At 69.9% G+C, this 25,561-nt stretch carries 20 protein-coding genes, 1 tRNA gene and 1 pseudogene; 17 read left to right on the forward strand and 5 right to left on the reverse strand.

From position 1 onward, the window contains the following. The first annotated feature begins 99 nt into the window (after nucleotides 1-99). Both ruvA and AB5T46_RS01460 read left to right on the forward strand, forming a co-directional pair. Nucleotides 100-690 carry a Holliday junction branch migration protein RuvA gene (gene ruvA, locus AB5T46_RS01455; RefSeq protein WP_370562036.1) on the forward strand — a complete coding sequence of 197 codons (591 nt, stop codon included), beginning with the start codon at nucleotides 100-102 and terminating at the stop codon, nucleotides 688-690. A gap of 27 nt (nucleotides 691-717) precedes the next feature. Continuing rightward, nucleotides 718-2,631, forward strand: coding sequence for a potassium transporter Kup (locus AB5T46_RS01460; protein ID WP_370562037.1), 1,914 nt, complete (start codon nucleotides 718-720; stop codon nucleotides 2,629-2,631). An 89-nt stretch (nucleotides 2,632-2,720) separates the two neighbouring features. Here AB5T46_RS01460 and AB5T46_RS01465 read toward each other — a convergent pair whose 3' ends face one another. Continuing rightward, on the reverse strand, nucleotides 2,721-3,392 hold the full coding sequence (locus AB5T46_RS01465; protein WP_370562038.1) for a potassium channel family protein: 672 nt from the start codon (nucleotides 3,390-3,392) through the stop codon (nucleotides 2,721-2,723). Continuing rightward, a complete protein-coding gene (locus tag AB5T46_RS01470; protein ID WP_370562039.1) occupies nucleotides 3,385-4,683 on the reverse strand; it encodes a TrkH family potassium uptake protein in 1,299 nt (432 codons plus the stop codon). The genes AB5T46_RS01465 and AB5T46_RS01470 overlap by 8 nt, the downstream gene beginning before the upstream one ends. Nucleotides 4,684-4,873: 190 nt before the next feature. Here AB5T46_RS01470 and AB5T46_RS01475 point away from each other — a divergent pair, with 190 nt between their 5' ends. The 12 genes and pseudogenes from AB5T46_RS01475 (at nucleotide 4,874) to AB5T46_RS01530 (ending at nucleotide 14,783) form a co-directional block, all read left to right on the forward strand. Continuing rightward, nucleotides 4,874-5,887 carry an LLM class flavin-dependent oxidoreductase gene (locus AB5T46_RS01475; RefSeq protein WP_370562040.1) on the forward strand — a complete coding sequence of 338 codons (1,014 nt, stop codon included), beginning with the start codon at nucleotides 4,874-4,876 and terminating at the stop codon, nucleotides 5,885-5,887. Between the two features lie 136 nt (nucleotides 5,888-6,023). Beyond that, nucleotides 6,024-7,067, forward strand: a complete 1,044-nt coding sequence (ruvB, locus tag AB5T46_RS01480; protein WP_370562041.1) for a Holliday junction branch migration DNA helicase RuvB — start codon at nucleotides 6,024-6,026, stop codon at nucleotides 7,065-7,067. 61 nt (nucleotides 7,068-7,128) lie between these two features. Continuing rightward, on the forward strand, nucleotides 7,129-7,575 hold the full coding sequence (ybgC, locus tag AB5T46_RS01485; RefSeq protein ID WP_370562042.1) for a tol-pal system-associated acyl-CoA thioesterase: 447 nt from the start codon (nucleotides 7,129-7,131) through the stop codon (nucleotides 7,573-7,575). A 254-nt stretch (nucleotides 7,576-7,829) separates the two neighbouring features. Continuing rightward, entirely contained in the window at nucleotides 7,830-8,492 is a 663-nt protein-coding gene (gene tolQ / locus AB5T46_RS01490) for a protein TolQ (RefSeq protein ID WP_370562428.1), read from the forward strand. Nucleotides 8,493-8,542: 50 nt separating this feature from the next. Continuing rightward, the gene (tolR, locus tag AB5T46_RS01495) at nucleotides 8,543-8,980 is read left to right on the forward strand and encodes a protein TolR (RefSeq protein WP_370562043.1); all 438 of its coding nucleotides are present in this window, start codon (nucleotides 8,543-8,545) and stop codon (nucleotides 8,978-8,980) included. Further along, nucleotides 8,980-9,936: a cell envelope integrity protein TolA gene (gene tolA / locus AB5T46_RS01500; protein WP_370562044.1), complete on the forward strand. Its 957-nt coding sequence runs from the start codon at nucleotides 8,980-8,982 to the stop codon at nucleotides 9,934-9,936. The genes tolR and tolA overlap by 1 nt, the downstream gene beginning before the upstream one ends. Before the next feature lie 185 nt (nucleotides 9,937-10,121). Continuing rightward, nucleotides 10,122-11,441 (forward strand): Tol-Pal system beta propeller repeat protein TolB, encoded by a 1,320-nt coding sequence (tolB, locus tag AB5T46_RS01505; protein ID WP_370562045.1) that lies wholly within the window; start codon nucleotides 10,122-10,124, stop codon nucleotides 11,439-11,441. Nucleotides 11,442-11,503: 62 nt separating this feature from the next. Beyond that, nucleotides 11,504-12,016, forward strand: coding sequence for a peptidoglycan-associated lipoprotein Pal (gene pal, locus AB5T46_RS01510; RefSeq protein ID WP_370562046.1), 513 nt, complete (start codon nucleotides 11,504-11,506; stop codon nucleotides 12,014-12,016). A gap of 9 nt (nucleotides 12,017-12,025) precedes the next feature. Continuing rightward, entirely contained in the window at nucleotides 12,026-12,814 is a 789-nt protein-coding gene (gene ybgF, locus AB5T46_RS01515; RefSeq protein ID WP_370562048.1) for a tol-pal system protein YbgF, read from the forward strand. A 187-nt stretch (nucleotides 12,815-13,001) separates the two neighbouring features. Next, entirely contained in the window at nucleotides 13,002-13,682 is a 681-nt protein-coding gene (queE, locus tag AB5T46_RS01520) for a 7-carboxy-7-deazaguanine synthase QueE (RefSeq protein ID WP_370562049.1), read from the forward strand. A 177-nt stretch (nucleotides 13,683-13,859) separates the two neighbouring features. After that, nucleotides 13,860-14,543 (forward strand): annotated as a pseudogene (queC, locus tag AB5T46_RS01525) (7-cyano-7-deazaguanine synthase QueC); the annotation flags it as partial. Nucleotides 14,544-14,710: 167 nt separating this feature from the next. Next, nucleotides 14,711-14,783, forward strand: a tRNA-Lys gene (locus tag AB5T46_RS01530). Nucleotides 14,784-14,805: 22 nt separating this feature from the next. On the opposite strand, the gene AB5T46_RS01535 is transcribed toward AB5T46_RS01530, so the two are convergent. Continuing rightward, nucleotides 14,806-15,381, reverse strand: a complete 576-nt coding sequence (locus tag AB5T46_RS01535) for a CGNR zinc finger domain-containing protein (protein WP_370562050.1) — start codon at nucleotides 15,379-15,381, stop codon at nucleotides 14,806-14,808. Nucleotides 15,382-15,446: 65 nt separating this feature from the next. On the opposite strand from AB5T46_RS01535, the gene AB5T46_RS01540 reads away from it, so the two are divergent. The 3 genes from AB5T46_RS01540 (at nucleotide 15,447) to AB5T46_RS01550 (ending at nucleotide 22,433) form a co-directional block, all read left to right on the forward strand. Continuing rightward, the gene (locus AB5T46_RS01540) at nucleotides 15,447-16,331 is read left to right on the forward strand and encodes an EamA family transporter (protein ID WP_370562051.1); all 885 of its coding nucleotides are present in this window, start codon (nucleotides 15,447-15,449) and stop codon (nucleotides 16,329-16,331) included. A 45-nt stretch (nucleotides 16,332-16,376) separates the two neighbouring features. Next, nucleotides 16,377-17,354: an aldo/keto reductase gene (locus AB5T46_RS01545; RefSeq protein WP_370562052.1), complete on the forward strand. Its 978-nt coding sequence runs from the start codon at nucleotides 16,377-16,379 to the stop codon at nucleotides 17,352-17,354. Nucleotides 17,355-17,552: 198 nt separating this feature from the next. Next, nucleotides 17,553-22,433 (forward strand): DEAD/DEAH box helicase, encoded by a 4,881-nt coding sequence (locus tag AB5T46_RS01550; RefSeq protein WP_370562053.1) that lies wholly within the window; start codon nucleotides 17,553-17,555, stop codon nucleotides 22,431-22,433. Nucleotides 22,434-22,749: 316 nt separating this feature from the next. Here AB5T46_RS01550 and recQ read toward each other — a convergent pair whose 3' ends face one another. Both recQ and AB5T46_RS01560 read right to left on the reverse strand, forming a co-directional pair. After that, a complete protein-coding gene (gene recQ / locus AB5T46_RS01555; protein ID WP_370562054.1) occupies nucleotides 22,750-24,594 on the reverse strand; it encodes a DNA helicase RecQ in 1,845 nt (614 codons plus the stop codon). A gap of 315 nt (nucleotides 24,595-24,909) precedes the next feature. Further along, nucleotides 24,910-25,488 carry a Dps family protein gene (locus tag AB5T46_RS01560; protein ID WP_370562055.1) on the reverse strand — a complete coding sequence of 193 codons (579 nt, stop codon included), beginning with the start codon at nucleotides 25,486-25,488 and terminating at the stop codon, nucleotides 24,910-24,912. Between the last annotated feature and the right edge of the window lie 73 nt (nucleotides 25,489-25,561).

A 25,561-nucleotide genomic window follows, 5' to 3' on the forward strand; every position in this document is an offset into this window, starting at 1 on the left:
CGTGCGTGAAGGCGTGGGAAGCGTGAACCGCCCAGCTCCTCCGGACGTGTTCGATTCCCCATTCCCGATTCCCCATTCCCGGACCCAGAGGGTCCACCCATGATCGGACGTCTACGCGGCACCCTGATCCACAAGCAGCCGCCCTGGCTGGTGGTCGACGTCAACGGTGTCGGCTACGAGCTGGAGGCGCCGATGAGCACCTTCTACGATCTTCCTCCGGTTGGGCGCGAGGTGTCGCTGTTCACCCACTACGCACAGAAGGAGGACAGCGTGTCGCTGTACGGCTTCCTGCACGATTCGGAGCGACGGTTGTTTCGCGACGTGCAGCGCGTCAGCGGCATCGGCGCGAAGATCGCGCTGGCGGTGCTGTCGGGGGTATCGGTCGACGAGTTCGCGCGCCTGGTGCAGGCCGGCGACGTGACCGCGCTGACGCGGGTGCCCGGGATCGGCAAGAAGACCGCCGAACGCATGGTGGTGGAGCTGCGCGACCGCGCCGCCGACCTGGCCGGGGCCGGCGGCGCGATGTCCACCGGGACATCGCCGGCCGATCCGCTGTCGGAGGCCACCGTCGCCCTGCAGCAGCTGGGCTACAAGCCGGCCGAAGCGCAGAAGATGGCCAAATCCGCCGCGGCCGAGGGCGATTCGGCTGAAATCATCATCCGAAAAGCGTTAAAGTCCGCGCTTCGCTGACAGCCCCCACCTGTCGCTACGACCGCAATGTCCTCCAGCTCGAGCAAAAGTTCCGTGCGCCAAGACTCGCATGGCCACGGCGGCATCGGGCTGTTCGGCCTGACGGTGGGCGCCGTCGGCGTCGTCTTCGGCGACATCGGCACCAGTCCGCTGTACACCATCCGCGAGGCGTTCTCGCCGCACTACGGCCTGGTCGCCGATCACGACACCGTGCTCGGCGTGCTGTCGATGGTGTTCTGGGCGCTGATGCTGGTGGTGACGGCCAAGTACGTCACCATCATCCTGCGCGCCGACAACGACGGCGAGGGCGGCATCATGGCGCTGATGGCGTTGGCGCAGCGTTCGCTGGCCAAGGGCTCCAGATCGGCGTACCTGGTCGGCATCTTCGGCATCTTCGGCGCCTCGCTGTTCTTCAGCGACGGCGTGATCACGCCGGCGATCTCGGTGCTCTCGGCGATCGAGGGGCTGGAAGTGATCGCGCCGCAGCTGCACGACTGGATCGTGCCGGCCTCGCTGCTGGTGCTGGTGTCGCTGTTCGCCACCCAGCGCTACGGCACCGCCCGCGTCGGGCGCGTGTTCGGACCGGTCACCTCGGTCTGGTTCCTGAGCCTGGCGGCGCTCGGGATCTTCAACATCCTGCACGAGCCGGAAGTGCTGCAGGCGGTCAATCCGATCTGGGCGGCGCGCTTCTTCGTCGACCACGCTTGGGGCGGCATCTTCATTCTCGGCGCGGTGATCCTGGCGGTGACCGGCGGCGAGGCGATCTACACCGACATGGGCCATTTCGGCGCCAAGCCGATCCGCTACGCCTGGTACTTCTTCGTGCTGCCGTCGCTGATGCTGAACTACTTCGGCCAGGGCGCGCTGGTGCTCGAGGACCCGAGCGCGATCCGCAACCCGTTCTACATCGGCGTGCCGGAGTGGGGACGGATCCCGATGCTGTTCCTCGCCACCGCCGCGACGGTGATCGCCTCGCAGGCGGTCATCACCGGCGGTTTCTCGGTGGCGCGGCAGGCGATGCAGCTGGGCTATATCCCGCGCATGAAGATCATGCATACGTCGACGCAGACCATCGGCCAGATCTACATTCCCGCCATCAACTGGACGATGATGCTGATCGTCATCGCGCTGGTGCTGGGCTTCCAGAACTCGTCGGCGCTGGCCACCGCCTACGGCATCTCGGTATCGATGACGATGCTGATCGACACCGTGCTGCTGGTGATCGTGGCGCGCGCGCTGTGGCCGCGCCTGCGGCGCTGGGTGCTGCCGCTGTGCGCGCTGTTTCTGGTGGTCGACGTCGCCTTCGTGATCGCCAACGGCGTCAAGATCCCGCAGGGCGGCTGGTTCCCGGTGGTGCTCGGCATCACCCTGTTCACCTTGCTGCGCACCTGGCGTCGCGGCCGCCAGCTGCTGCACGACGAGGTACAGAAGGAGGGCATCCGCCTGGATACCTTCCTGCCCGGCCTGATGCTGGCGCCGCCGGCGCGCGTGCCGGGTACGGCCGTGTTCCTGACCAGCGACAAGCACGTGGTGCCGCACGCGCTGATGCACAACCTCAAGCACAACAAGGTGCTGCACGAGCGCAACGTGTTCCTCACGGTCGAGACGCTGGGCGTGCCGTACTCGCACAGGCGGCTGAAGATCGAGGGGATCGGCGAAGGCTTCTACCGGGTGCTGATCCGCTTCGGCTTCATGGAGACCCCCGACGTGCCGCTGGCGCTGATGCAGGCCGGCGACATCGAGGGCGGCATCTGCGTCGACCCGATGGATACGACCTATTTCACCAGCCGCGAAACCGTGGTGGCGACGGCGCGTCGCGGCATGCCGCTCTGGCGCGAAAAGCTGTTCGCGCTGATGCACCGCAACGCCGCCCCGGCGTCCGGCTTCTTCCGCATCCCCGGCAACCGGCTGGTGGAGCTGGGGACGCAGGTGGAAATCTAGGAGCGAGGAACGAGAAACGAGGAGTGAGAAACGAGTAAAAGCGGTTTGCCTTTCTCTCGTTTCTCGTTCCTCTCCACTCGTTTCTCGCCTCAAGGCAACGCCGCGAACTTCTCCACCCGCTCCGTGGTGCCGGAGACGATCAGGATGTCGCCGCCCTCGACGATGGTGTCGGCCTTGGCGTAGGTGAAGTCGTTGCGGGTCCGCTTCAGGCCGACGACGGTGACGCCGTATTTCGTGCGCAGTTCCGATTCGCTCAGGGTCTTGCCGATCGCCTCGCGCGGGGCGCCGGTCTTGGCGATGGCGAAGCCGTCGTCGAATTCGAGGAAATCCATCATCTTGCCGGTGACCAGGTGCGCCACGCGTTCGCCCATCGCCGCTTCGGGATAGACCACGTGGTGCGCACCGGTGCGCTCGAGGATGCTGCCGTGCTTGGCACTGGTGGCCTTGGCCCAGATGTCGGTGACGCCGACTTCCTCCAGTGCCAGCACCGTCAGCACGCTGGCCTCGATGTCGCTGCCGATGCCGACCACGGCGCGGCCGAAATCCTTCACCCCGAGTTGGCGCAGGGCCTCGCTGCTGGTGCTGTCGGCCTGGACCACGTGGGTCAAGCGGTCGGACCACCTCTGCACGGTCTCGGCGTTCTCGTCGATGCCGAGCACCTCGTGCCCGAGGCGGATCAGGGATTCGGCGACCGCGGTGCCGAAGCGGCCGAGGCCGATGACGACCACGCTGTCGCCGCGGATCGGGGATTTGCTAGCCAACGATGGGGCGCTCCTCTGGATAACGGTATGGCCGGCGTCGGCTGCGCAACGCCAGGGCGGTGGCCACGGTGATGGTACCGACGCGGCCGACGAACATCAGCACGATCAGGATGCCTTGTCCCGCCGGTGGCAGCTCGGCGGTGATGCCGGTTGACAGTCCGACGGTGGCGAATGCGGAGATGGCCTCGAACATCACGTCGTGCAGCGGCAGCTCGGTCATGGCCAGCAGCGCGAGGGTGGCGAACGCCAGCACGGTGACCGCCAGCAGCACCACGGTCAGCGCCTGGCGCTGGGTCTCGTGGCTGATGCGGCGGTGGAAGGCGGTGGTGTCGCGTCCGCCGCGGACCTCCGCCCACACCACGAAACCAAGCAGGAAGAAGGTGGTGACCTTGATGCCGCCGGCGGTGCCGGCGCTGCCGCCGCCGATGAACATCAGCACGTAGTTCACCGCCAGGCTCTCCAGGCGCATCTGGCCCACGTCCAGGGTGTTGAAGCCGGCGGTGCGGGCGGTCACGGAGTGGAACACGGCGCCGAGCAGCTTGCCGCCGGTGTCCAGCGGGCCGAGCGTGGCGGCGTTGTGCCACTCGGACAGCCCGATCGCCAATGCGCCGCCGGCGATCAGCGCCGCGGTCCCGATCAGGGTGATCTTGGTATGGACCGACCAGCGCGCCCAGCGGGCGGGCTGGCGGCGCAGTTCGTACAGCACCGGAAAGCCGAGCCCGCCCAGGATCACCGCGAGCATGATCGGCATCACGACCCACGGATCGGCCACGAATCCCATCAGGCTGTCGGAATAGGTGGAAAAACCGGCGTTGTTGAACGCCGAGACCGCCTGGAAGACGCCGTTCCACAGCGCCGTGCCCCAAGGCTCGCCGTAGCCGAAGTGCAGGCGCAGCGTCAGCGCCGCGGTGGCCAGCGACTCGACCGCGACGGTCGCCAGCAGCACCAGCCTGAGCACGCCGGTCACGTCGCCGAGGCCGAGGCTACGGGTCTCGGCCTGCGCCACCAGCCGGGTGCCGAGGCCGAGGCGCCCGGCGACCAGCAGGCCGAGCAGGGTGGCGCCGGTCATGATGCCGAAGCCGCCGACCTGGAACAGCCCCAGGATCACCCATTGGCCGAACAGCGACCAGTACAACGGCGTGTCCTCGACGATCAGGCCGGTGACGCAGACCGCGGAGGTCGAGGTGAACAGCGCCGTCAGCAGCGACGCCGAGCCCTCGCCGGCACGCGACACCGGCAGCATGAGCAGGGCCGTGCCGACCAGGATCGCGCCGAGAAAGGCGAGTGGCACGAGCCGCGCCGGATGCTGGATGCCCTGCCGCTGCAATGTGTGCCCTCCACCGGGCGGATGGCGTGAAGCGGCGCGCATTGTGCCACGAGGCCGTGCGCGGCACCCGCGACGGTGCCGACGCCCGGGCATGGACCGCACTGTCCCGCCTGCGCGCGTGACCTGCGGCGGCGGGCGCCCGAGAATGGGCGCCATGCACGCGCCGCGACCCGCCGTCCCCTGTTCGATCCTCGACCTCGCGCCTGTCGTCGAAGGCAGCGGCATCCCCACGGCCTTCGCCAACGCGCTCGATCTCGCGCGCCATGCCGAGCGGCTCGGCTATCGCCGCTACTGGCTGGCCGAGCACCACAACATGCCCGGCATCGCCAGCGCCGCGACCGCGGTGCTGATCGGCCACATCGCCGGCGGCACGCGCACGATCCGGGTCGGCGCCGGCGGCATCATGCTGCCTAACCACGCGCCGCTGCAGGTGGCCGAGCAGTTCGGCACGCTGGCGTCGCTGTACCCGGACCGCATCGACCTCGGGCTCGGCCGCGCGCCCGGCACCGACCAGGCCACGGCACGGGCGCTGCGGCGCTATTTCGACAGCGCCGACGCGTTCCCGGACGACGTCGCCGAGCTGCTGCGCTACTTCGAGCCGGCGCTGCCGGGCCAGCCGGTGCGGGCGGTCCCGGGCGCCGGCATCGACGTGCCGGTCTGGCTGCTGGGGTCGAGCCTGTTCAGCGCGCGCCTGGCGGCGGCGCTGGGCCTGCCGTTCGCGTTCGCCTCGCACTTCGCGCCGGCGGCGATGGACGAGGCGTTGGCGGTCTACCGGCGCGAGTTCCGGCCTTCGGCGCGACAGGCGCAGCCGCATGCCATGCTGGCGCTGAACGTGGTCGCGGCCCCCAGTCACGCGGAGGCGAGGCGACTGTTCACCACCCAGCAGCAGAGCTTCGTGCGCCTGCGCCGCGGCCAGCCGGGCCTGATCCCGCCTCCGATCGACGACATCGAGGCGTTCTGGACGCCCGCGGAGAAGGCCATGGTGGAGCAGTCCCTGGCCTGCGCCGTGGTCGGCGATCCGGACCAGGTGCGCGATGGCATTCGCGCTTTCGTCGCGCGGCATCGCCCCGACGAACTGATGCTCACCGCCAACCTCTTCGACCACGGCGCCCGCTTGCGGAGCTTCGCGCTGGCGGCCGCGGCCTGCGGCCTGGAGCCGGCGGCGTAGGGCGCTCGCCGGAAACTCTCCGGCGGCGGGCGATCCCCGGTCGCGAACCTGGCAGCCGAGCGCATGCTTTCGACTCGCGGGCCCATCCCTAGCGGCCGCGCTCGCCGCGTCCCCCGGCCCGTGCGACCATATCCGGATGAGCGAAGACCGCATCATCGCCGCCGACGCGACCCACGAGGACGAGGCCGTGGAGGCGTCGATCCGGCCCAAGCGCCTCGACGACTACCTCGGCCAGCGGCCGGTGCGCGAGCAGCTCTCGATCTACATCGAGGCGGCCAAGCAGCGCGCCGAGGCGCTCGACCATGTGCTGATCTTCGGTCCGCCCGGCCTGGGCAAGACCACGCTCTCGCACGTCATCGCCAACGAGCTCGGGGTCAGCCTGCGGGTCACCTCCGGCCCGGTGATCGAGAAGGCCGGCGACCTGGCCGCGCTGCTGACCAACCTGCAGCCGCACGACGTGCTGTTCATCGACGAGATCCATCGCCTCTCGCCGGTGGTCGAGGAGGTGCTGTACCCGGCGATGGAGGACTTCCAGATCGACATCATGATCGGCGAGGGCCCGGCCGCGCGCTCGATCAAGCTCGACCTGCCGCCGTTCACGCTGATCGGCGCCACCACCCGCGCCGGGTTGCTGACCGCGCCGCTGCGCGACCGTTTCGGCATCGTGCAGCGGCTGGAGTTCTACAGCACCGAGGAGTTGACCCGGATCGTGCGCCGCTCGGCGAAGATCCTCGGCATCGACTGCGCCGCCGAGGGCGCCGGCGAGATCGCGAAGCGCTCGCGCGGCACCCCGCGCATCGCCAACCGCCTGCTGCGGCGGGTGCGCGACTATGCCCAGGTGCGCGCCGGCGGCCATATCGACCCCGAAGTCGCGCATGCGGCGATGCAGATGCTCAGGGTCGACCCGGAAGGCTTCGACGACCTCGACCGCCGCCTGCTCAACCTGATCATCGAGAACTTCGACGGCGGCCCGGTCGGCGTCGACTCGCTGGCCGCCGCGCTCTCCGAGGAGCGCGGCACCCTGGAGGACGTGATCGAGCCGTACCTGATCCAGCAGGGTTTCCTGGTGCGCACCGCCCGCGGACGCATGGCCTCGCACAAGGCCTATCGGCACCTTGGGCTGGCGCCCAAGGTGCGGGATTCGGGATTGGGGATTGGGGATTCGGAGGGGCTGTTTTGACGGATCCTTCCGGGGCTTGGCGGTCGTACCGCCGCGGCCGTGCACAGGAGCATTGCTGTTGATGCCAGATTCCCCATTCTCCATTCCCGATTCCCGGCTATTCAGTTGGCCGACACGTGTCTATTGGGAAGATACCGACGCCGGTGGCGTGGTGTACCACGCGCAGTACCTGGCGTTCCTCGAACGCGCGCGGACCGAATGGCTGCGCGCGCTGGGGCACGGCCAGGAACTTCTGCGCGGGTCCCACGATCTGGTGTTCGCGGTGCGGGCGATGCGGATCGATTTCCGCAAGCCGGCGCGGCTGGACGATGCGCTGCAGGTCTCGGTGGCGTTGCGGGAGTGCCGGCGCGCCAGCCTGGTGATCGACCAGGCGATCGAGCGCGACGGCGAGCGGCTGCTCGACGCCGAGGTGCGGCTGGCGGCGCTGGACGCCGGCGGGTTCCGTCCGCGCGCGATCCCGGCGACGCTGTACCAGGAGCTGCAGTCGCTGCAGCTCCGGTCGGACTGAGTAAGGATGTCCAGGCCGGAGATTCCATTGGCGCCCGTTCCGCCACGGCGGGGCAGGGCGTTTCGTTGGCGGACGGTGCACGGCACCGGTCGCGATTGTCGAATTCCTGACCCAGGAGCGGATGCATGACCCCACTTTCGATGTTGCTGCAGGCCACGCAGGTCGAGCCTCTGCCCGAGGAGGCCGCGGCCGGCGCGACCGAACTCGTCAACGAGACCGGCGCCGCCGCGGCGGCGGTCGGCAACGACCTCGACATGCTGCAGCTGGTGCTGCACGCGTCGATCCCGGTGCAGCTGGTGATGCTGCTGCTGCTGTTCGCCTCGGTCGCCTCCTGGGTGATCATCTTCCGCAAGAAGCGCATGCTCGACCGCGCCGCGCGCGAGGCGGACCGCTTCGAGGAGCGGTTCTGGTCCGGAGCGGACATGTCCAAGCTCTACGCCGCGGCCACCGAGCGCAACCGCGAGATCGAGGGCCTGGAGGCGATCTTCGAGTCCGGTTTCCGCGAGTACTCGCGCCCGCGTGGGCGCCGCAACCCCGACACTCGCGCCCAGCTCGAGGGCGCGCAGCGCGGCATGCGCGTGGCCAGCGCCCGCGAGCTGGACGGCCTGGAGCACAACCTGGAGTTCCTGGCCAACGTCGGCTCGATCGCGCCCTACGTCGGCCTGCTCGGCACGGTCTGGGGGATCATGATCTCGTTCCACGGCCTGGCCAACGTGCGCGAGGCCACCATCGCCACCGTCGCGCCGGGCATCTCCGAGGCGCTGATCGCCACCGCCATGGGCCTGTTCGCGGCGATCCCTGCGGTCTGGGCCTACAACCGCTACGCCACCAAGGTCGAGCGCATCGCCGGCCGCTACGACGCGTTTTCCGACGAGTTCTCCTCGATCCTGGAGCGCCAGGCGCACGGCGACGAGTGACCCCGCGCCGCCTTTCCGCGCGTTGACCCCGCAGACCCCCGAGGATCGCCATGACCGCCGCCGTCCTGCGCCGCCGCAAGCGCCGCAAGCTCAAGAACGAGATCAACGTCGTCCCCTACATCGACGTGATGCTGGTGCTGCTGATCATCTTCATGGTCACCACGCCGCTGCTCAACCTCGGCACCGACGTCAACCTGCCCGACTCCAACGCGCGTTCACTGGCCACGCCCAAGGACCCGGTGGTGGTGAGCGTCTACCCCGACGGCGCCATGGCGCTCATGATCGAACAGCAGAACCAGTCGATCGGCCGCGAGGACCTGCTGGCGCGCCTGCGCGCGATCCACGCCCAGAATCCGGACGCCACGGTCCTGGTGCGCGGCGACGGCGCCGCCAGCTACCAGCGGATCATGGACGCGATCGGCGTCATCAACGAGGCCGGGGTGACCAAGGTCAGCCTGCTCAGCCGGCCGCTCGAGGCGGGTGATTGATGCAGCAACGCCCTGCCGATACGGTCAGTGCGGTCGTCCTTGCGCTGGGGCTGCACGTCGTCCTGCTGTTGTTGCTGGTGTTCGGGCTGACCTGGACCCGCAGCAACGCGGTGCCGGCGTACGGCTCGCCGGTCAGCGCCGAACTGTTCGATCCCGACGCGTTGTCGGCGGCGCAGCGGCGTGCGCTCGAAGCTCCACCCGAGCCGCTGCCCGAACCGCCGCTGCCGGAGCCCGAGCCCGAGCCGGTGGAGGAAGAGGCCGTCCCGCTGCCGCAGCCGCTGCCCGAGCCGGTGCCGGAGGATGCGCCGGCCGAGCCGCAGCCGCAGGCGCAGGAACAGCTGCCCGAGCCGGACACGATCGACCAGGACGCCGCCCGCCGCGAGGCCGAGTCGGAACTCACCGCCGAGCGCGAGCAGGAAGAGCGCCGGCGCCAGGAGCAGATCGACCTGACCGAGCGCAAGCAGCAGGAGGAGGCCGAGCAGAAGCGCCGCCTGGCCCGACAGCAGCGCGAGGAGGAGTTGAAGAAGCTGCGAGCCGAGCGCGAGAAGATCCGCCGCGAAGCCGAGCTCGCCGAACAGAAGCTCAAGCAGATCGCCGACGCCCGCGCGCGCCAGGCGTCCGACCAGGCTGCCGAGTCCGCGGCGCCGCCGCCCGGCCGGCCGGACGGCGACAGCGACCTCGCAGCGCGCTACGCGGCCGCATTGCAGGAGGCCATCGCCCGCAACTGGGGCCGCCCCGACAACGTGCCGCTGGGCCAGGTCTGCCGGCTGTACATCACCCAGCTGCCGGGCGGGCAGGTGATGAGCGTGGAATTCGATCCGTCCTGTCCGTTCGATGCGCAGGGCCGGCGTTCGGTCGAGGCCGCGGTGCGCAAGGCCGAACCGCTGCCCTATCGCGGTTTCGAGCCGGTTTTCAGCCGCCGGCTGAACCTGAATTTCACGGCCCAGGACCGATAACACGTGGCGCGATCCGCCGTAGAGCGGAGCTTGCTCCGCTGCTCGTGGCTTCGGAGCCCGCGTAGCGGAGCAAGCTCCGCTCTACGGATCCTGCCGCGAGTACGTCTGCGTTCATCCAGCGGGCATGTCGACCCTCCAAGCTTGGCCGTCAACGCCTTCTTCACAATTCCCTTTCCGGTGTCCCCATGAAACGAATCGCCCGTTGCCTGTTCGCCCTGCTCGCGTTGACACTGCCGTTCGTTGCTGCAGCGCAGCAACAAGGGCTCGAGATCGATATCGTCGGCGGCCATGCCTCGGCGCTGCCGATCGCCGTGGTGCCGATGCCCTACCAGGGCTCCGCCGGCGCGCCGGAGACCGACGTGGCCGCGGTGATCCGCGCCGACCTCGACCGTTCCGGCCAGTTCCGCACCCTGCCCGAGCGCGACATCGTCGAGCGCCCCACCCGCGGCAGCGAGGTGCAGTACCCCACCTGGCGCATGCTGCGGCAGGACTTCCTGGTGATCGGCCGCGTGCTCGATGCAGGCGACGGCGCCTACCGGGTGGAGTACGAGCTGTTCGACGTGGCCAAGCAGGAACGGCTGATCGGCATGGCCATGACCGGTCGCGCCAGCGCCATGCGCGACGTTGCCCACCAGATGGCCGACGCCATCTACGAGAAGATCCTCGGCGTGCGCGGCGCGTTCTGGACCCGGATCGCCTACGTCACCCAGACCGGCGTCGGGCAGGGTGCACGCTACGCGCTGATCGTCGCCGATTCCGACGGCTACAACCCGCAGACCGTGGTCCGCTCCAACGAGCCGCTGCTGTCGCCGTCGTGGTCGCCGGACGGCAGCAAGCTGGCCTATGTCAGCTTCGAGCGCGGCAACTCGTCGATCTACATCCAGGACGTCACCACCGGCGGCCGCGAGCTGGTGTCCAGCTTCCGCGGCATCAACAGCGGCCCGGCGTTCTCGCCCGACGGGCGCCGCCTGGCGCTGACCCTGTCGCGCAGCGGCAATCCCGAGATCTACGTGATGGACCTGGGCAGCAAGGCGCTGACCCAGATCACCAACCACTTCGGCATCGACACCGCGCCGACCTGGAGCCCCGACGGCGGCAGCATCTATTTCACCTCGGACCGAGGCGGCCGGCCGCAGATCTACCAGGTGCCCGCCAGCGGCGGCGGCGCCACCCGGGTGAGCTTCCAGGGCAGCTACAACTCCGATCCCAGCGTCTCGTACGACGGCCAGAAGATCGCCGTAGCGCAGGGCGCCGGCAACGTGTACCGTATCGCGGTGCTGGATCGCAGTCTCGGTTCGCCGCGCTGGTCCACGCTGTCGCCGGGCTCACTCGACGAATCGCCGAGTTTCGCGCCCAACGCCAGCATGATCCTGTACGCGGCACGCGAGGGACGACGAGGGGTGTTGTACGCCGTTTCCGCGGATGGCCGGGTGCGTCAGCGCCTCGTGCTTGCCGACGGCGACGTGCGGGAGCCGGCTTGGGGTCCTTATCGGGAACAGCGCTGACGCGATCTGCACATTGTTACCATCAACCTGAACCACCCTTCCATTCATTAGGGATCGACGAGATGAACACCACCACCCGAGTCCTGATCGCCGCCGCGCTGTGCGTGGCCGTCGTCGGCTGCTCCAAGAAGGTCAAGGAAGAGCCGCCGGTGCCGGGCACCGACACCGCACCCGTCACCCAGCCGCAGCAGCCCACTTCGGGCGTGTTCGGTCCCGAGGACCTCGACACCGATGCCTGCCTGCGCCAGCGCGTGGTCTACTTCGACTTCGACCAGGACGCGCTGCGTCCGGAGTTCCAGTCGATCATGGGCTGCCACGCCAAGTACCTGCGCGACCGTCCGTCGTCCCGCATCACCCTGGAAGGCAATGCCGACGAGCGCGGCAGCCGCGAGTACAACCTCGGCCTGGGCGAGCGTCGCGGCAACGCGGTGTCCTCGGCGCTGCAGGCCAACGGCGGCAATGCTGCGCAGTTGACGGTGGTCAGCTACGGCGAAGAGCGCCCGACCTGCACCGAGTCCAGCGAGGACTGCTGGGCGCGCAATCGTCGCGTCGAGATCGTCTACACCGCGCGTTGATCGGGTCGCATGCGTAAATTGATCGTTCCCATCGCGGTTGCGGCGGCCCTGGTGGCCGCCGCACCCGTTTCCGCGCAGCGCGCCAGCCTGGCCGACCGCGTGGCGGCGCTGGAACAGCAGGCGGCAGGCAACCGCGGCAATGTCGACCTGCTCAACCAGCTCGAGCAGCTGCGCCGGGAAGTCACGGCGCTGCGCTCGCAGGTCGAGGAGCTGCAGCAGCAGAACGAACAGCTCAAGGCCGCCGGCCGCGACCAGTACCTGGACATCGACGGCCGGCTCAACCGGCTGGAGCAGGGCGGGCTGCCCGCCGCGGGCCCCGGGGCCGATGCCGGCGCGTCGCTGCCGGTACCGCCGCCGACGGACGATGCGCCGTCGATCCACGGCGATCCCGGCCTGCTCGCCCAGGGCGCCGACGAACGTGGCGCCTACGAAACCGCTTTCGACGCGCTGCGTTCCGGGGAGTACGCCCGGTCGGCGGAGCTGTTCCAGGATTTCCTGCGGCAGTATCCGAGCGGCTCGTACGCGCCCAACGCGCTGTACTGGCTCGGCGAGAGCTACTACGTCACCCAGAACTACGAACTGGCGCAGCAGCAGTTCCAGGCGCTGATCGACCGCTATCCCACCCATGACAAGGCACCGGGCGCCCTGCTCAAGGTCGGCCTGTCGCAGTACGGCCAGCAGGAGCTCGACGCGGCCGAATCCACCCTGTCGCAGGTGGTTTCGAAATTCCCCGGCACCGACGCCGCCCGCACCGCCGACGACCGCCTGCGCGCGATCCAGCTGGGCAGGCTGCGCTGACTCGCACGCCGTAGAGCGGAGCTTGCTCCGCTGCGCATGCATCCGGAGCCAAGGCCGCACGCCGTAGAGCGGAGCTCGCTCCGCTGCGCATGCATCCGGAGCCGAGGCCGCATCGCAAGCTCCTCCCAAGGTGAACGCCGGGCCGGCACCCGCAGCAGCGGAGCAAGCTCCGCTCTACAATTCCCGCATGAACGCCGTCACCACCGATGCGGCCGTCGCCGCGGCGGCGGACCGGCTCAAGCTCACCGAGATCTTCCTGTCGCTGCAGGGCGAGGCGCGCGACGCCGGCTGGCCGACCGTGTTCGTGCGCCTGACTGGCTGCCCGTTGCGCTGCCAGTACTGCGACACCGCCTACGCCTTCCACGGCGGGCAGTGGCGGGAGATCGACGCCATCCTCGACGAGGTCGCCGGCTACGGCGTGCGCCACGTCTGCGTGACCGGCGGCGAGCCGCTGGCGCAGAAGCGCTGCATCGTGCTGTTGCGGCGGCTGTGCGATGCCGGCTACCGGGTGTCGCTGGAAACCTCCGGCGCACTCGACATCGGCAGCGTCGACCCGCGGGTGTCGCGGGTGCTCGACATCAAGACCCCCGGCTCGGCCGAGGCGCACCGCAACCGCTGGGAGAACCTGCCGCTGCTGACCGCGCACGACCAGGTCAAGTTCGTGCTGTGCGGCCGCACGGACTACGAGTGGGCCCGCGACGTGCTGCGCGAGCACGCACTGCCGGCGCGCTGCGAGGTGCTGTTCTCGCCCAGCAACGACGAGCTGGACGCGCGCGAGCTCGCCGACTGGATCGTCGCCGACCGCCTGCCGGTGCGCTTCCAGATGCAATTGCACAAGCTGCTGTGGAACGACGAGCCGGGCCGCTAGCGCGGCGGCACGTTCCCCCGTAGAGCGGAGCTTGCTCCGCTACGCACTTCTCCGGAGCCAAAGCAGCGGAGCAAGCTCCGCTCTACGACAGAGCTGCGGTTGCGCCGGGATAGGCTGCCGAGGGCGCGTTAGCATTACCCGTCTTCCGTCTTCCGTCTTCCGTCTTCCGTCTTCCGTCTCCCTATGAAAAAAGCAGTCGTCCTTCTCTCCGGCGGCATGGATTCCGCCGTCGTCCTCGCTATCGCCCACGAGCAGGGCTTCGCCGCGCATGCGCTGAGCGTCGCCTACGGGCAGCGCCATACTTCCGAGCTCAAGGCGGCCGCGCGCGTCGCGCAGGCGCTGGGTGCGGCGCATAAGACGGTGCAGGTCGACCTGCGCACGATCGGCGGCTCGGCGCTGACCGACGACATCGAGGTGCCGGAACGCACCGACCAGGAGCGGGGTGGCGAAGGCATCCCGGTCACCTACGTGCCGGCGCGCAACACGATCATGCTGTCGGTGGCGCTGGGCTGGGCCGAAGTGCTGGGCGCTGCCGACATCTTCTGCGGTGTCAATGCGGTCGACTACTCCGGCTATCCGGATTGCCGTCCGGAGTTCATCGAGGCGTTCGAGAAGCTCGCCAACCTGGCCACCAAGGCCGGGGTGGAGGGCGCCGGCATCCGCGTGCACGCGCCGCTGCTGCGCCTGGGCAAGGCCGACATCGTGCGCGAGGGCCTGCGCCTGGGCGTGGATTTCGCCACCACCGTGTCCTGCTATCGCGCCGATGCCGACGGCCGCGCCTGCGGCCGCTGCGACGCCTGCCGCCTGCGCGCCGAAGGCTTCGCCGCCGCCGGCGTGGCCGATCCGACGCGCTACGCCTGAACAACGCCGGCGCCGCCCGCCTGTGTGTCGGGCCGGAGCGTTGCGCTAGAATGCGCAGCCTGCGCAGCACGGGCGACGCAACCGGGCCGCCCCTGAGACTGCGCACTCCCGCTCGCGGGAGGAGCAAGACCGCCGCGCTGTGCGCGGCAGCTTGATCGTTCGACAACGGGTCGTTAGCTCAGTCGGTAGAGCATCGGACTTTTAATCCGCTGGTCGTTGGTTCGAATCCAACACGACCCACATTTTTCCCGTCGAAACACGCTCACTGCTGCGTGCGGTGGTAGTAGCGGCGGGCCTTGTCGCGGCTGCCGCAATCGGCCATGTCGCACCAGCGCCGCCGGCCGTTGCGGGTCTGGTCCTCGAACAGCCAGTCGCAGGCCGGGCAGAAGCGCAGGCGCTCGCGGTCGCCGGCGGTGATCAGGTCGGCGGCATCCAGAAGCACCGGTGCGAGGCTGTCGGCCGTGTCCGCTGGCTTCTTCCAGCGCCAGGCCAGGGTGGCGGGATCGATGGTGCGTTGCGCGGCCGCCGCGGCCATCAAGCCGTCGAGGCGCTCGACCGCGCCGCGTGGCGGCGATTCGCCGTGCGCCAGGGGGCGCAATACCGATGTCAGGATCTCGCGAATCTCGATCGCGTCGCGCAGTTCGCAGTTCCTTGCGGGCGGCGACGGCAGGCCGGCGGCTTTCAGCCAGCGCTGCAGATTGGCGGTGGAATCGAGCCAGTCGTGGGCGTGTCCGGTTGCGGGCCAGCTGACGGTATTCACCAGATCCAGCGACGGGCGGCCGCCGACCAGCTTGTAGCTGCCGCGATAGTCGCCGGAATCCAGGGCCAGGGCGTGCATGGCCGAATATTACCACCAAAATAAATTTGACAGGTAAGAAATCGTGGCGCAGGATTCTTACCGTCATGATGAATTTTGATGGTAAGGAAGTCGTCGGCCCCGGTCGCCTTGCGGACCGCGTGCCGGCACACGCGTATTTCGTCGGCAGCGCGATCTTTCATTACCTCGGTCCGTCCTTCGCCGTGCTGCTGTTCGCACGCATGCCGGTGGCCGGCGTCGCCTGGCTGCGTATCGTCTCGGCGGCCGCGGTCTTCGCGCTGTGGCGCAGGCCCTGGCGGTCGTTCTTCGCGGCAGGTCGCGACACCCGGCGCGCGGTAGTGGCGCTCGGGGTGGTGTTCGCGCTGATGAACTACAGCTTCTACGTCGCGATCGACCGGTTGCCGCTCGGGACGGTGGCGGCGATCGAATTCCTCGGCCCGATCGCGCTGGCGCTGGCTGGCAGCCGCTCGGGCCGCAACGTCGCCGCGCTGCTGTTCGCGGTCGCCGGCGTCTGGCTGCTGGCCGACGTGCGGCTCGCGGGCGATCCGCTGGCGTTCGCCTGGGCCTTCGCCAATGCCGCCCTGTTCCTGCTGTACATCGTGCTGGCGCATCGGGTCGCGCGCGCGGATCCGGGCACCAGCCCGATCGATCGCCTCGGTGCCGCCCTGCTGGTCGCCGGCATCGTCATCACGCCGCTCGGGTTCATGGCGGCGACGCCGGCACTGGGCGACCCGGTTGCGCTGGCCGCGGGCATCGGCGTCGGGATCAGTTCGTCGGTCATCCCCTACGTCTTCGATCAACTCGCCATGGTCCGCCTGCCCCGGGCGACCTATGCCCTGTTCGTCGCGCTCCTTCCCGCCACCGCGGTGGTGGTCGGGATCGTCGTGCTGCGCCAGATCCCGACGCCGGTCGAGGCGTTCGGCGTCGCCCTCGTCGTCTTCGGCATCGCGCTCCACCGCCAGCCGCGGTAATGCGGTCGCGCGTGACGACCAGACGTCTTTGACCAGGAGATCATCATGCAATACGTGAATCTGGGACGTACCGGCCTCAAGGTCTCGCGCCTGTGCCTGGGCGTCATGAGCTACGGCTCGCCCGAATCGAAGGACTGGATCCTCACCGAGGAACAGGGCCGGCCGTTCGTCCGGCGGGCGCTCGAACTCGGCATCAACTACTTCGATACCGCCGACATGTACTCGCGCGGCATCAGCGAGGAGGTCCTGGGGCGCGCCATGCGCGACTTCGCCCGTCGCGAGGACGTGGTCATCGCCACCAAGGTCTACTTCCCGATGAGCGACGACCCGAACGATCGCGGGCTGTCGCGCAAGCACATCCTGCATGCGGTCGATGCATCGCTGCGCCGGCTCGATACCGACTACATCGACCTGTACCAGCTGCACCGCTGGGACTACGAAACGCCGATCGAGGAAACGCTCGAGGCCCTGAACGACGTGGTGCGCGCGGGCAAGGTCCGCTACATCGGCGCGTCGAGCATGTACGCCTGGCAGTTCATGAAGGCGCTGGCGCTGTCGGAGCGCAACGGCTGGGCGCGGTTCGTCGCCATGCAGAACCACTACAACCTGGTGTACCGGGAGGAGGAGCGCGAGATGCTGCCGCTGTGCCGCTCGGAAGGGATCGCGGTGGTGCCGTGGAGCCCGCTGGCGCGGGGGTTTCTCGCCGGTGGTCGTGCGCCCGGCGGCGGCGATACCGCCCGCGCGAAAAGCGATCGTCTCGCGCACGGGATGTATTACGCCGACACCGACTTCCAGGTGGCCGAGCGGGCCGCGGCCGTCGCCGCCCGCCGCGGCGTGGCACCGGCGCAGGTGGCCCTGGCCTGGTTGCTGCATCAGCCCGGTGTGACGGCGCCGATCATCGGCGCGACCAAGCTGTCGCACCTGGAACAGGCCGTCGCCGCCGTCTCGCTGTCGCTGGGCGACGACGAACGCGCGGAGCTGGAGGCGCCTTATCAGCCGCACCGGGTTCTCGGCCACGAGTGACGACCGGCGTTGAATCGCGGGACCCGCGGGCGCATATTCGGGTCGGGTGCGGGCCGCCTGTCGCGCTCCACCACGTGCCGTTCAGCGCATGGGTACCGGCCCGGTTTCGCCTATCGCCGGTCAGTCTCATCCCTTGCGACACCCGTTGCGCACGCTCATCTCTTCGATTCTGTCCGGTCGCCCTCTCTCCCGTCCACGATGCCCCTCGACGCCTTCCATCCCGCCGTCGCCGCCTGGTTCCGCGGCGCATTCCCTGCGCCGACCGAAGCGCAGGCGGCGGCGTGGCCGGCGATCCGCGCCGGGCGCAATACGCTGGTGGCGGCGCCGACCGGGTCGGGCAAGACGCTGACCGCGTTCATGACCGCGATCGACGGCCTGGTGCGCCAGGGGTTGCAGGGCGCCGCACCGGGGCTGTTCGGCGACCAGGCGCCGGCAGCGGGGCTGGCAGGGCTTCCGGACGAGACCATGGTGGTCTACGTTTCGCCGCTGAAGGCGCTGTCCAACGACATCCGCGTGAACCTGGAAGCGCCGCTGGCCGGCATCCGTGCCGAGTTGGCCCGGATGGGCCTGCCCGATATCGATATCCGCACCGCGGTGCGCACCGGCGACACGCCGCAGTCCGAACGCGCCGGCATGCGCCGCAGGCCGCCGCACATCCTGGTGACCACGCCGGAATCGCTGTACGTGCTGCTCGGCTCGGAATCGGGCCGGGCGATGCTGGCGCCGGTGCGCACGGTGATCGTGGACGAGATCCACGCCGTCGCCGACGACAAGCGCGGCAGCCACCTGGCGCTGTCGCTGGAGCGGCTGGAGGCGCTGTGCGGCCGGCGCCTGGTGCGGGTCGGGCTGTCAGCGACGCAGAAGCCGATCGACGAGGTGGCGCGGTTCCTGGTCGGCGCGGGAAACCTGCTGCCGAGGGCGGAAAGTGCGGAAGGATCGGATTCCTGCCGGCTGCCGGGCAGCCGCCATTCCGGCCTTCCCCAAGCGGGGGAAGGAGAGTACGGGCCATGCGGAACGGGTTCCGGGCGCAGCGCAGGTGCCGAGGTTCCGGTGGCGGACTGTGCGATCGTGGACATTGGCTATACCCGCCAGCGCGACCTGGCGCTGGAACTGCCGCCCACGCCGCTGTCGGTGGTGATGTCGAACGACCAGTGGGAGCAGGTGTACCGGCGCGTGACCGAACTGGTGGAGGCGCACCGCACCACCCTGGTGTTCGTCAACACGCGGCGCATGGCCGAGCGCGCCGCGCGCCACCTGGGCGAGCTGCTGGGCAAGGAACACGTGGCCGCGCACCACGGCAGCCTGGCGAAGGAACGCCGGCTGGAGGCCGAGCAGCGGCTCAAGCGCGGCGAGCTGAAGGTGCTGGTGGCGACGGCGTCGCTGGAACTGGGCATCGACATCGGCGCCGTCGACCTGGTCTGCCAGCTCGGTTCGCCACGCTCGATCGCGACATTCCTGCAGCGCGCCGGTCGCTCCGGGCACACGGTGGGGGGCGTGCCGAAAGCGCGGTTGTTCCCGGCCACGCGCGACGAACTGGTCGAATGCGCCGCGTTGCTGGACTGCGTGCGCCGCGGCGAGCTCGACGCGCTGCGGATCCCGCCGGCGCCGCTGGACGTGCTGGCGCAGCAGATCGTCGCCGAGGTCGCCAGCCGCGAATGGGACGAGGACGCGCTGTTCGACTGGCTGCGCCGCGCCTGGCCGTATGCGCAGTTGGCGCGGGAGGATTTCGACGCGGTGGTGCGGATGCTGGCGGAAGGCTACAGCAGCCGTCGCGGTCCGCGCGCCGGCTATCTGCACCGCGACGCGGTGAATCGCAAACTGCGCGGGCGCAAGGGCGCGCGCATGACCGCGGTGATGTCCGGCGGCACCATTCCCGACACCGGCGACTATGCCGTGGTACTGGAGCCGGAGGCGCAGAACATCGGCACCGTGAACGAGGATTTCGCGGTCGAGAGCATGGCCGGCGACATCTTCCAGCTCGGCAACGCCAGCTACCGGATCCTGCGGGTGGAGCCGGGGCGGGTGCGGGTGGAGGACGCGCAGGGGCTGCCGCCGAGCATTCCGTTCTGGATCGGCGAGGCGCCGGGGCGGACCGACGAGCTGTCGGCCGGGGTGTCGCGGTTGCGTGAGGAAATCGCTGCGCTGCTCGGGCCTGGCCTTGCAGCGAACGGAAGCAAATCCCCCTCAGCCCCCCTTTTTAAAAGGGGGGGGGCGGGCGCCGGAGCAGAGTTGTCGCCGGCGACGGATGGAGCGGTGCCCTGTGAAGCGCCAATTTCCGGCGAGGTGCAATCTTTGCGGGGACCGGAGGAGTCCTTTGGAGCGCGTGTCGCCCCGCAGGCGGCGGAACCCGCCGAAACCCGTGCCGTTTCCGCTTCGACAGAAGCTGCCCAGTCGCCGGCTGTTCCCCCCTTTGAAAAAGGGGGGCAGGGGGGATTTGCTCCAGCTCACGGCGACGCCATCGCCTGGCTGCGCGACGAACTCGGCCTCGATGCCGACGCCGCGCGCCAGCTGGTCGACTACCTGGCAAGCGCACAGTCCGCGCTCGGTGCGCTGCCGACGCAGTCGCGGATCGTGCTGGAGCGCTTCTTCGACGAGTCCGGCGGCACCCAGCTGGTGATCCACACCCCGTTCGGTAGCCGCATCAACCGTGCTTGGGGGCTGGCGCTGCGCAAGCGCTTCTGCCGCAAGTTCAACTTCGAGCTGCAGGCGGCGGCGACCGAGGACGCGATCGTGCTGTCGCTGTCGACCAGCCACAGCTTTCCGCTGATCGAAGTGTCGCAGTACCTGCATTCTGCCTCCGCGTTGGACATCCTGGTGCAGGCGCTGCTGGACGCGCCGCTGTTCGGCGCGCGCTGGCGCTGGAACGCGACCACCGCGCTGGCGCTGCCGCGCTTCCAGGGCGGGCGCAAGGTGCCGCCGCAGCTGCAGCGGATGAAGTCCGAGGACTTCCTGGCCACCGTGTTCCCGGACCAGGTGGCGTGCCTGGAGAACATCGTCGGCGAGCGCGAGGTGCCGGACCATCCGCTGGTGGCGCAGACGCTGCGCGACTGCCTGGACGAGGCGATGGACGCGCAGGGCTGGCTGCAGCTGCTGCGGCGCATGGAGGCGGGCGAAGTGGAGGTGCGGTCGTGCGACCTGGCCGCGCCGTCGCCATTGGCGGCCGAGGCGATCAACGCGCGGCCCTACGCCTTCCTCGACGACGCGCCGCTGGAGGAGCGCCGCACCCAGGCGGTGCAGACGCGCCGGTACGCCGATCCGGAAAGCGCCGGCGACCTCGGCCGGCTCGACGCCGACGCCATCGCCGAGGTGCGCGCGCAGGCTTGGCCCGAGGTGCGCGGCGCCGACGAGATGCACGATGCGTTGATGGGCCTGGGCGCGGTGACCGCCGACGAAGCCGCCGCGAACGCCGGCTGGAGCGGCTGGCTCGAGATGCTCGCCCGCGGCCATCGTGCGACGCGCCTGCGCCCGGCGCCCGGGCGTGGCGAGTTGTGGGTGGCCGCCGAGCGGCTGCCGCAATTGCATGCGCTGTTCCCGCAGGCGTTCCTGCAACCGTGCATCGAGGCGCCGGCGGAGTACGCGACGCAGCCCTGGGCCGCCGAGGACGCGGCGACCGAACTGCTGCGCGCGCGCCTGTCCGGGCTCGGGCCGGTGCCGGCGGCGGAACTCGCGCGCAGCCTGTCGCTGCCGCCGCTCGACGCCGACGTGGCGCTGCTGCGGCTGCAGAACGAGGGCTATGCGATGCAGGGCCGCTTCACCCCCGGCACCACGGAGACCGAGTGGTGCGAGCGGTACCTGCTGGCGCGCATCCATCGCTATACGCTCGGCCGGTTGCGCCGCGAGATCGAGCCGGTGCCGCCGCGAGATTTCCTGCGCTTCCTGCTCGACTGGCAGCGCGTGTCCGGCGACGCGCGCGCCAGCGGACCGGAGGCGCTGGCCGGCGTGTTGTCGCAGTTGGAAGGCTTCGAGGCGCCGGCGGCCGCCTGGGAGTCGGAGTTGCTGCCGGCGCGCGTGCGCGACTACTCCATCTCCTGGCTCGACGAGCTGTGCACCGCCGGCCGCACCCTGTGGACGCGGCTGCGCGCGAGCGATGCCGAGGCCGGCGCCGGGCGCGGCAGCGGAACGGTGCGAACGACGCCGGTGGTGCTGCTGCCGCGGCGCACGGCCGCGCACTGGATGCGGCTGGCGCCGGATTCCGCCGGCGACGCGGCGCTGTCCTCGCGCGCGCAGCGCGTCGCCGATCACCTGGCCGCCAACGGTGCTTCTTTCTTCGACGAGATCGCGACCGGGACGCGGCTGCTGCAGATCGAGCTGGAGGACGCGCTGGCCGAGCTCGTCGCCCGCGGCCGTGCCCGCTGCGACAGTTTCGCCGGACTGCGCGCGCTGCTGGTGCCGGCATCGAAGCGTTCGTCCGCACGCGGTCGCGGCCGGCGCCGTGCGGCGCTGTTCGGGATCGAGGACGCCGGGCGCTGGGCCCCGTGCGGTCGGCGCGCCGGCGTGGATACGCCCTCCGTGGAAGCCGATGTCCGCGCCGCGTCGCTCGCGACCGCCGAGAGCCTGGAACACGTCGCCCGGGTGCTGCTGCGCCGCTACGGCGTGGTCTGCTGGCGGCTGCTCGAGCGCGAGGCGGCCTGGTTGCCGCCCTGGCGCGAACTGTCGCGCGTCTATCGCCGCCTGGAGGCGCGCGGCGAAATTCGCGGCGGGCGCTTCATCGCCGGCCTGTCCGGCGAACAGTTCGCATTGCCGGAAGCGATCGGACTGCTGCGGCGGATCCGGCGGAAGCCGGGCGCGGGCGAGTTCGTCTGCCTGTCGGCAATGGACCCGCTCAACCTGGTCGGCACGCTGCTGCCCGGCGACAGGATTCCGCGGCTGCCGGGCGCGCGGGTGCTCTACCGCGACGGCTTGCCGGTCGGTTCGCTGGTCGCGGGCCAGGTCGCGCTGCTGACGGAGCTGGCGCCTGCCGAGGAACACGCCGCGCGCAGGATCCTGCTGCGCGAGCTGGCGTCGGATCCTGGCGCATTGCCGGTCGGCACGTGCACCGATGCGCCGGTACCGGTCAAACCGGCCACTAGCCCGTCGTAGAGCGGAGCTTGCTCCGCTGCTCTCGGCTCCGGAGCCAAAAGCAGCCGAGCAAGCTCGGCTCTACGCGTGAGGCCTTCGGGTCGCCGCAGGTTCCCGGTATGCCGCCGGTCGGCATACGCGGATGCACGATACCGGCGAGAATTGAACGGATCACGGACCCGTAGAGCGGAGCTTGCTCCGCTGCTCTCGGCTCCGGAGCCAAAAGCAGCCGAGCAAGCTCGGCTCTACGCATGGAGTTCTGGCTTGCCGTGGTTCGTCGAGTCGCCGGACGGCTGCCGCATTCGCCGCTGCATTCGTGCGAAGCGCCGCCGTCGTATCAGCCCGCCGTCGCCACCGTGGCGATCACCTGGCTGCCGTAGCGGGACAGCTTGCCGGCGCCGATGCCGCCGATGCCGGCGAGCTCGTCCTCGCTCGACGGCCGTCGCGCCGCGATCTCGCGCAGCGTGCTGTCATGGAAGATCACGTAGGCGGGCACGTTCTGGTCGCGCGCCAGCTGCGCGCGCAGCTCGCGCAGGGCCTCGAACAACGGCAGGTCGGCGGGCGCGAGTTCGGCCGCCGCCGATGCGGCGCGCAGCGCGCGCGTGCGCTCGCGGGGGGCGGCCACCTTGCGCAGCATGACCGGCTGCCGGCCCTTGAGCACCGCCCGGCTGGTCTCGGTCAGGCGCAGGCCGCCGTAGCCCTCGGCGTCGACCTCGAGCAGGCCGTGCGCCACCAGCTGGCGAAACACCCCGCGCCAGGTGCGTGCGTCCAGGTCGGTGCCGACGCCGTAGGTGCTGAGCCGGTCGTGGCCGAACTGGCGGATCTTCTCGCTGTCGCTGCCACGCAGGATATCGATGACATGCGCGGCGCCGAAGCGCTGGCCGCTGCGGTAGACGCAGCTCAGGGCTTTCTGCGCGGCCTCGGTCGCGTCCCAGGCTTCCGGCGGCTGCAGGCAGTTGTCGCAGTTGCCGCAGGCCCGTTCGGCGCCATCCGCGCCGCTTTCCCCGGGCGCGTATTCCTCGCCGAAGTTCGCCAGCAGCACCTGGCGACGGCAGCGCATCGACTCGCAGTAGCCGACCAGGGCATCGAGCTTGCGGTGCTCCAGGCGCTTGCGTTCCTCGCCGGACTCGGACTGCTCGATCATCTGCCGCAGCAGCACCAGGTCGCCGAGGCCGTAGCACATCCAGGCGTCGGCCGGCTCGCCGTCGCGGCCGGCGCGGCCGGTTTCCTGGTAGTAGCCCTCGATCGACTTGGGCAGGTCGACATGGGCGACGAAGCGCACGTCCGGCTTGTCGATGCCCATGCCGAAGGCGATGGTGGCGACCACGATCACGCCCTCTTCGCGCAGGAAACGGCGCTGGTTGGCGGCGCGGATGCCGGCGTCGATGCCGGCGTGGTAGGGCAGGGCGGCGTGGCCATGCTCGGCCAGGAAGGCGGCCGTCTGCTCCACCTTGCGCCGCGACAGGCAGTAGACGATGCCGGCATCGCCGCGGTGGCCGTCGACGAAGTCCAGCAGCTGGCGCTTGGCGTTGTCCTTCTGCGTCACCGCGTAGCGGATGTTCGGCCGGTCGAACGAGCTGACGAAGCGGCGCGCCCGGTCCAGCTGCAGGCGCTCGGCGATCTCGCGCTGGGTCGGCGGATCGGCGGTGGCGGTCAGGGCGATCCGCGGCACCTGCGGCCAGCGTTCGTGCAGGATGGTCAGCTCGCGGTATTCGGGGCGGAAGTCGTGGCCCCACTGCGAGACGCAGTGCGCCTCGTCGATCGCGAACAGCGCGACACCCTTTCCCTCGTGCGCGCGCTCGAGCAGCGACAGGAAGCGCGGCGTCAGCAGGCGCTCGGGGGCGACGTACAGCAGGTCGAGATCGCCGGCCAGCAGCTGCCGCTCGACCATCGCCGCGGTCCCGCCGTCGAGGGTGGAGTTGAGGAAGGCGGCGCGCACGCCGAGCTGGCGCAGCGCCTCCACCTGGTCCTGCATCAGCGCGATCAGCGGCGAGACCACGATGCCGACCCCGTCGCGCAGCAGCGCCGGCAGCTGGTAGCACAGCGACTTGCCGCCGCCGGTGGGCATCAGCACCAGGGCATCGGCACCGGCGGCGACATGTTCGACGATGGCGGCCTGCTCGCCGCGGAACGTGGCGTGGCCGAAGACGCGCTGCAGCACGTCCTGCGCGGAAGTTTGCATGGGCACAGGATACCGGAGCCGTCGCCCGGCCCGGGACGGGAAACCACCCATCGCCGTGTCGGCGGAGCGCCCGTGCGAAGGTCGGAATCTACCGCCTCCTGTCGGGTTCGAGGAGAGGCATCGGCCCGTCGGGCGGCGACTCGCGGCCGGATGTCGCAGGATCGCGCCGCTCCCGCAGGAGAGCGGCAAAGGTGTTTGCGGCCCGACTTCCATCGGACCGGCTCCGGTTTCGCGATACGGACCCGTAGAGCGGAGCTTGCTCCGCTGCTGGTGGCTCGTGGCGTTCCGGGACTCCGCAGCGGAGCAAGCTCCGCTCTACTGGAGCAGGGAGCGCAGCATCCAGGCGTACTTCTCGTGGATCTGCAGGCGCTGCGTCAGCAGGTCGACGCTGGGATCGTCGCCGGCGTCGTCGGCGGTCTTGAGCACCTTGCGCGCGGTGCGGCAGACGGCCTCGTTGCCGACCACCAGCTGGCGCACCATCTCGCGCCATTCCGGCGCCTTCTCCAGGCCCGGCTCCTCCTTGATGGAGGACAGCTCGATGAACTCGGCATAGGAGCCCGGCGCGTTGTAGCCCAGGGCGCGGATGCGCTCGGCGGTCTCGTCGAGCGCATTCCACTGCTCGGTGTACTGCTCTTCGAACATCGCATGCAGGGCGTTGAACATCGGCCCGGTGACGTTCCAGTGGAAGTTGTGGGTCTTCAGGTACAGGGTGTAGGCGTCGGCCAGGAACACCGACAGGCCCTGGGCGATGCGCTTGCGATCCTTGTCGCCGATCCCGATATCGATCGCCGGGGCGCTGGATTGCGGGCCGGGCGATGCCACGGCCTGGGGCGCGGCGGATGCGCCGTCGGCGCGGGCGGTCTTCTTCGGCTTGCTGGTCTTGGTTTTGGCCATGTGCGGGACTCCTGTCGGAAAGTTGCCGCCACAATAGGGCGGCTTTCGTTCTGAATATGTGACTTCCGGGAAG

This window comes from Luteimonas salinilitoris, from assembly GCF_041300785.1.
Lineage (GTDB): Bacteria > Pseudomonadota > Gammaproteobacteria > Xanthomonadales > Xanthomonadaceae > Luteimonas > Luteimonas salinilitoris.

Excerpts from the sequence above, each read along its gene's own strand:
- ruvA (WP_370562036.1), top strand. The coding sequence starts at position 100 with ATGATCGGACGTCTACGCGGCACCCTGATCCACAAGCAGCCGCCCTGG.
- AB5T46_RS01460 (WP_370562037.1), top strand. The coding sequence starts at position 718 with ATGTCCTCCAGCTCGAGCAAAAGTTCCGTGCGCCAAGACTCGCATGGC.
- AB5T46_RS01475 (WP_370562040.1), top strand. The coding sequence starts at position 4,874 with ATGCACGCGCCGCGACCCGCCGTCCCCTGTTCGATCCTCGACCTCGCG.
- ruvB (WP_370562041.1), top strand. The coding sequence starts at position 6,024 with ATGAGCGAAGACCGCATCATCGCCGCCGACGCGACCCACGAGGACGAG.
- ybgC (WP_370562042.1), top strand. The coding sequence starts at position 7,129 with ATGCCAGATTCCCCATTCTCCATTCCCGATTCCCGGCTATTCAGTTGG.
- tolQ (WP_370562428.1), top strand. The coding sequence starts at position 7,830 with ATGCTGCAGCTGGTGCTGCACGCGTCGATCCCGGTGCAGCTGGTGATG.
- tolR (WP_370562043.1), top strand. The coding sequence starts at position 8,543 with ATGACCGCCGCCGTCCTGCGCCGCCGCAAGCGCCGCAAGCTCAAGAAC.
- tolA (WP_370562044.1), top strand. The coding sequence starts at position 8,980 with ATGCAGCAACGCCCTGCCGATACGGTCAGTGCGGTCGTCCTTGCGCTG.
- tolB (WP_370562045.1), top strand. The coding sequence starts at position 10,122 with ATGAAACGAATCGCCCGTTGCCTGTTCGCCCTGCTCGCGTTGACACTG.
- pal (WP_370562046.1), top strand. The coding sequence starts at position 11,504 with ATGAACACCACCACCCGAGTCCTGATCGCCGCCGCGCTGTGCGTGGCC.
- ybgF (WP_370562048.1), top strand. The coding sequence starts at position 12,026 with ATGCGTAAATTGATCGTTCCCATCGCGGTTGCGGCGGCCCTGGTGGCC.
- queE (WP_370562049.1), top strand. The coding sequence starts at position 13,002 with ATGAACGCCGTCACCACCGATGCGGCCGTCGCCGCGGCGGCGGACCGG.
- AB5T46_RS01535 (WP_370562050.1), bottom strand. The coding sequence starts at position 15,381 with ATGCACGCCCTGGCCCTGGATTCCGGCGACTATCGCGGCAGCTACAAG.
- AB5T46_RS01540 (WP_370562051.1), top strand. The coding sequence starts at position 15,447 with ATGATGAATTTTGATGGTAAGGAAGTCGTCGGCCCCGGTCGCCTTGCG.
- AB5T46_RS01545 (WP_370562052.1), top strand. The coding sequence starts at position 16,377 with ATGCAATACGTGAATCTGGGACGTACCGGCCTCAAGGTCTCGCGCCTG.
- AB5T46_RS01550 (WP_370562053.1), top strand. The coding sequence starts at position 17,553 with ATGCCCCTCGACGCCTTCCATCCCGCCGTCGCCGCCTGGTTCCGCGGC.
- recQ (WP_370562054.1), bottom strand. The coding sequence starts at position 24,594 with ATGCAAACTTCCGCGCAGGACGTGCTGCAGCGCGTCTTCGGCCACGCC.
- AB5T46_RS01560 (WP_370562055.1), bottom strand. The coding sequence starts at position 25,488 with ATGGCCAAAACCAAGACCAGCAAGCCGAAGAAGACCGCCCGCGCCGAC.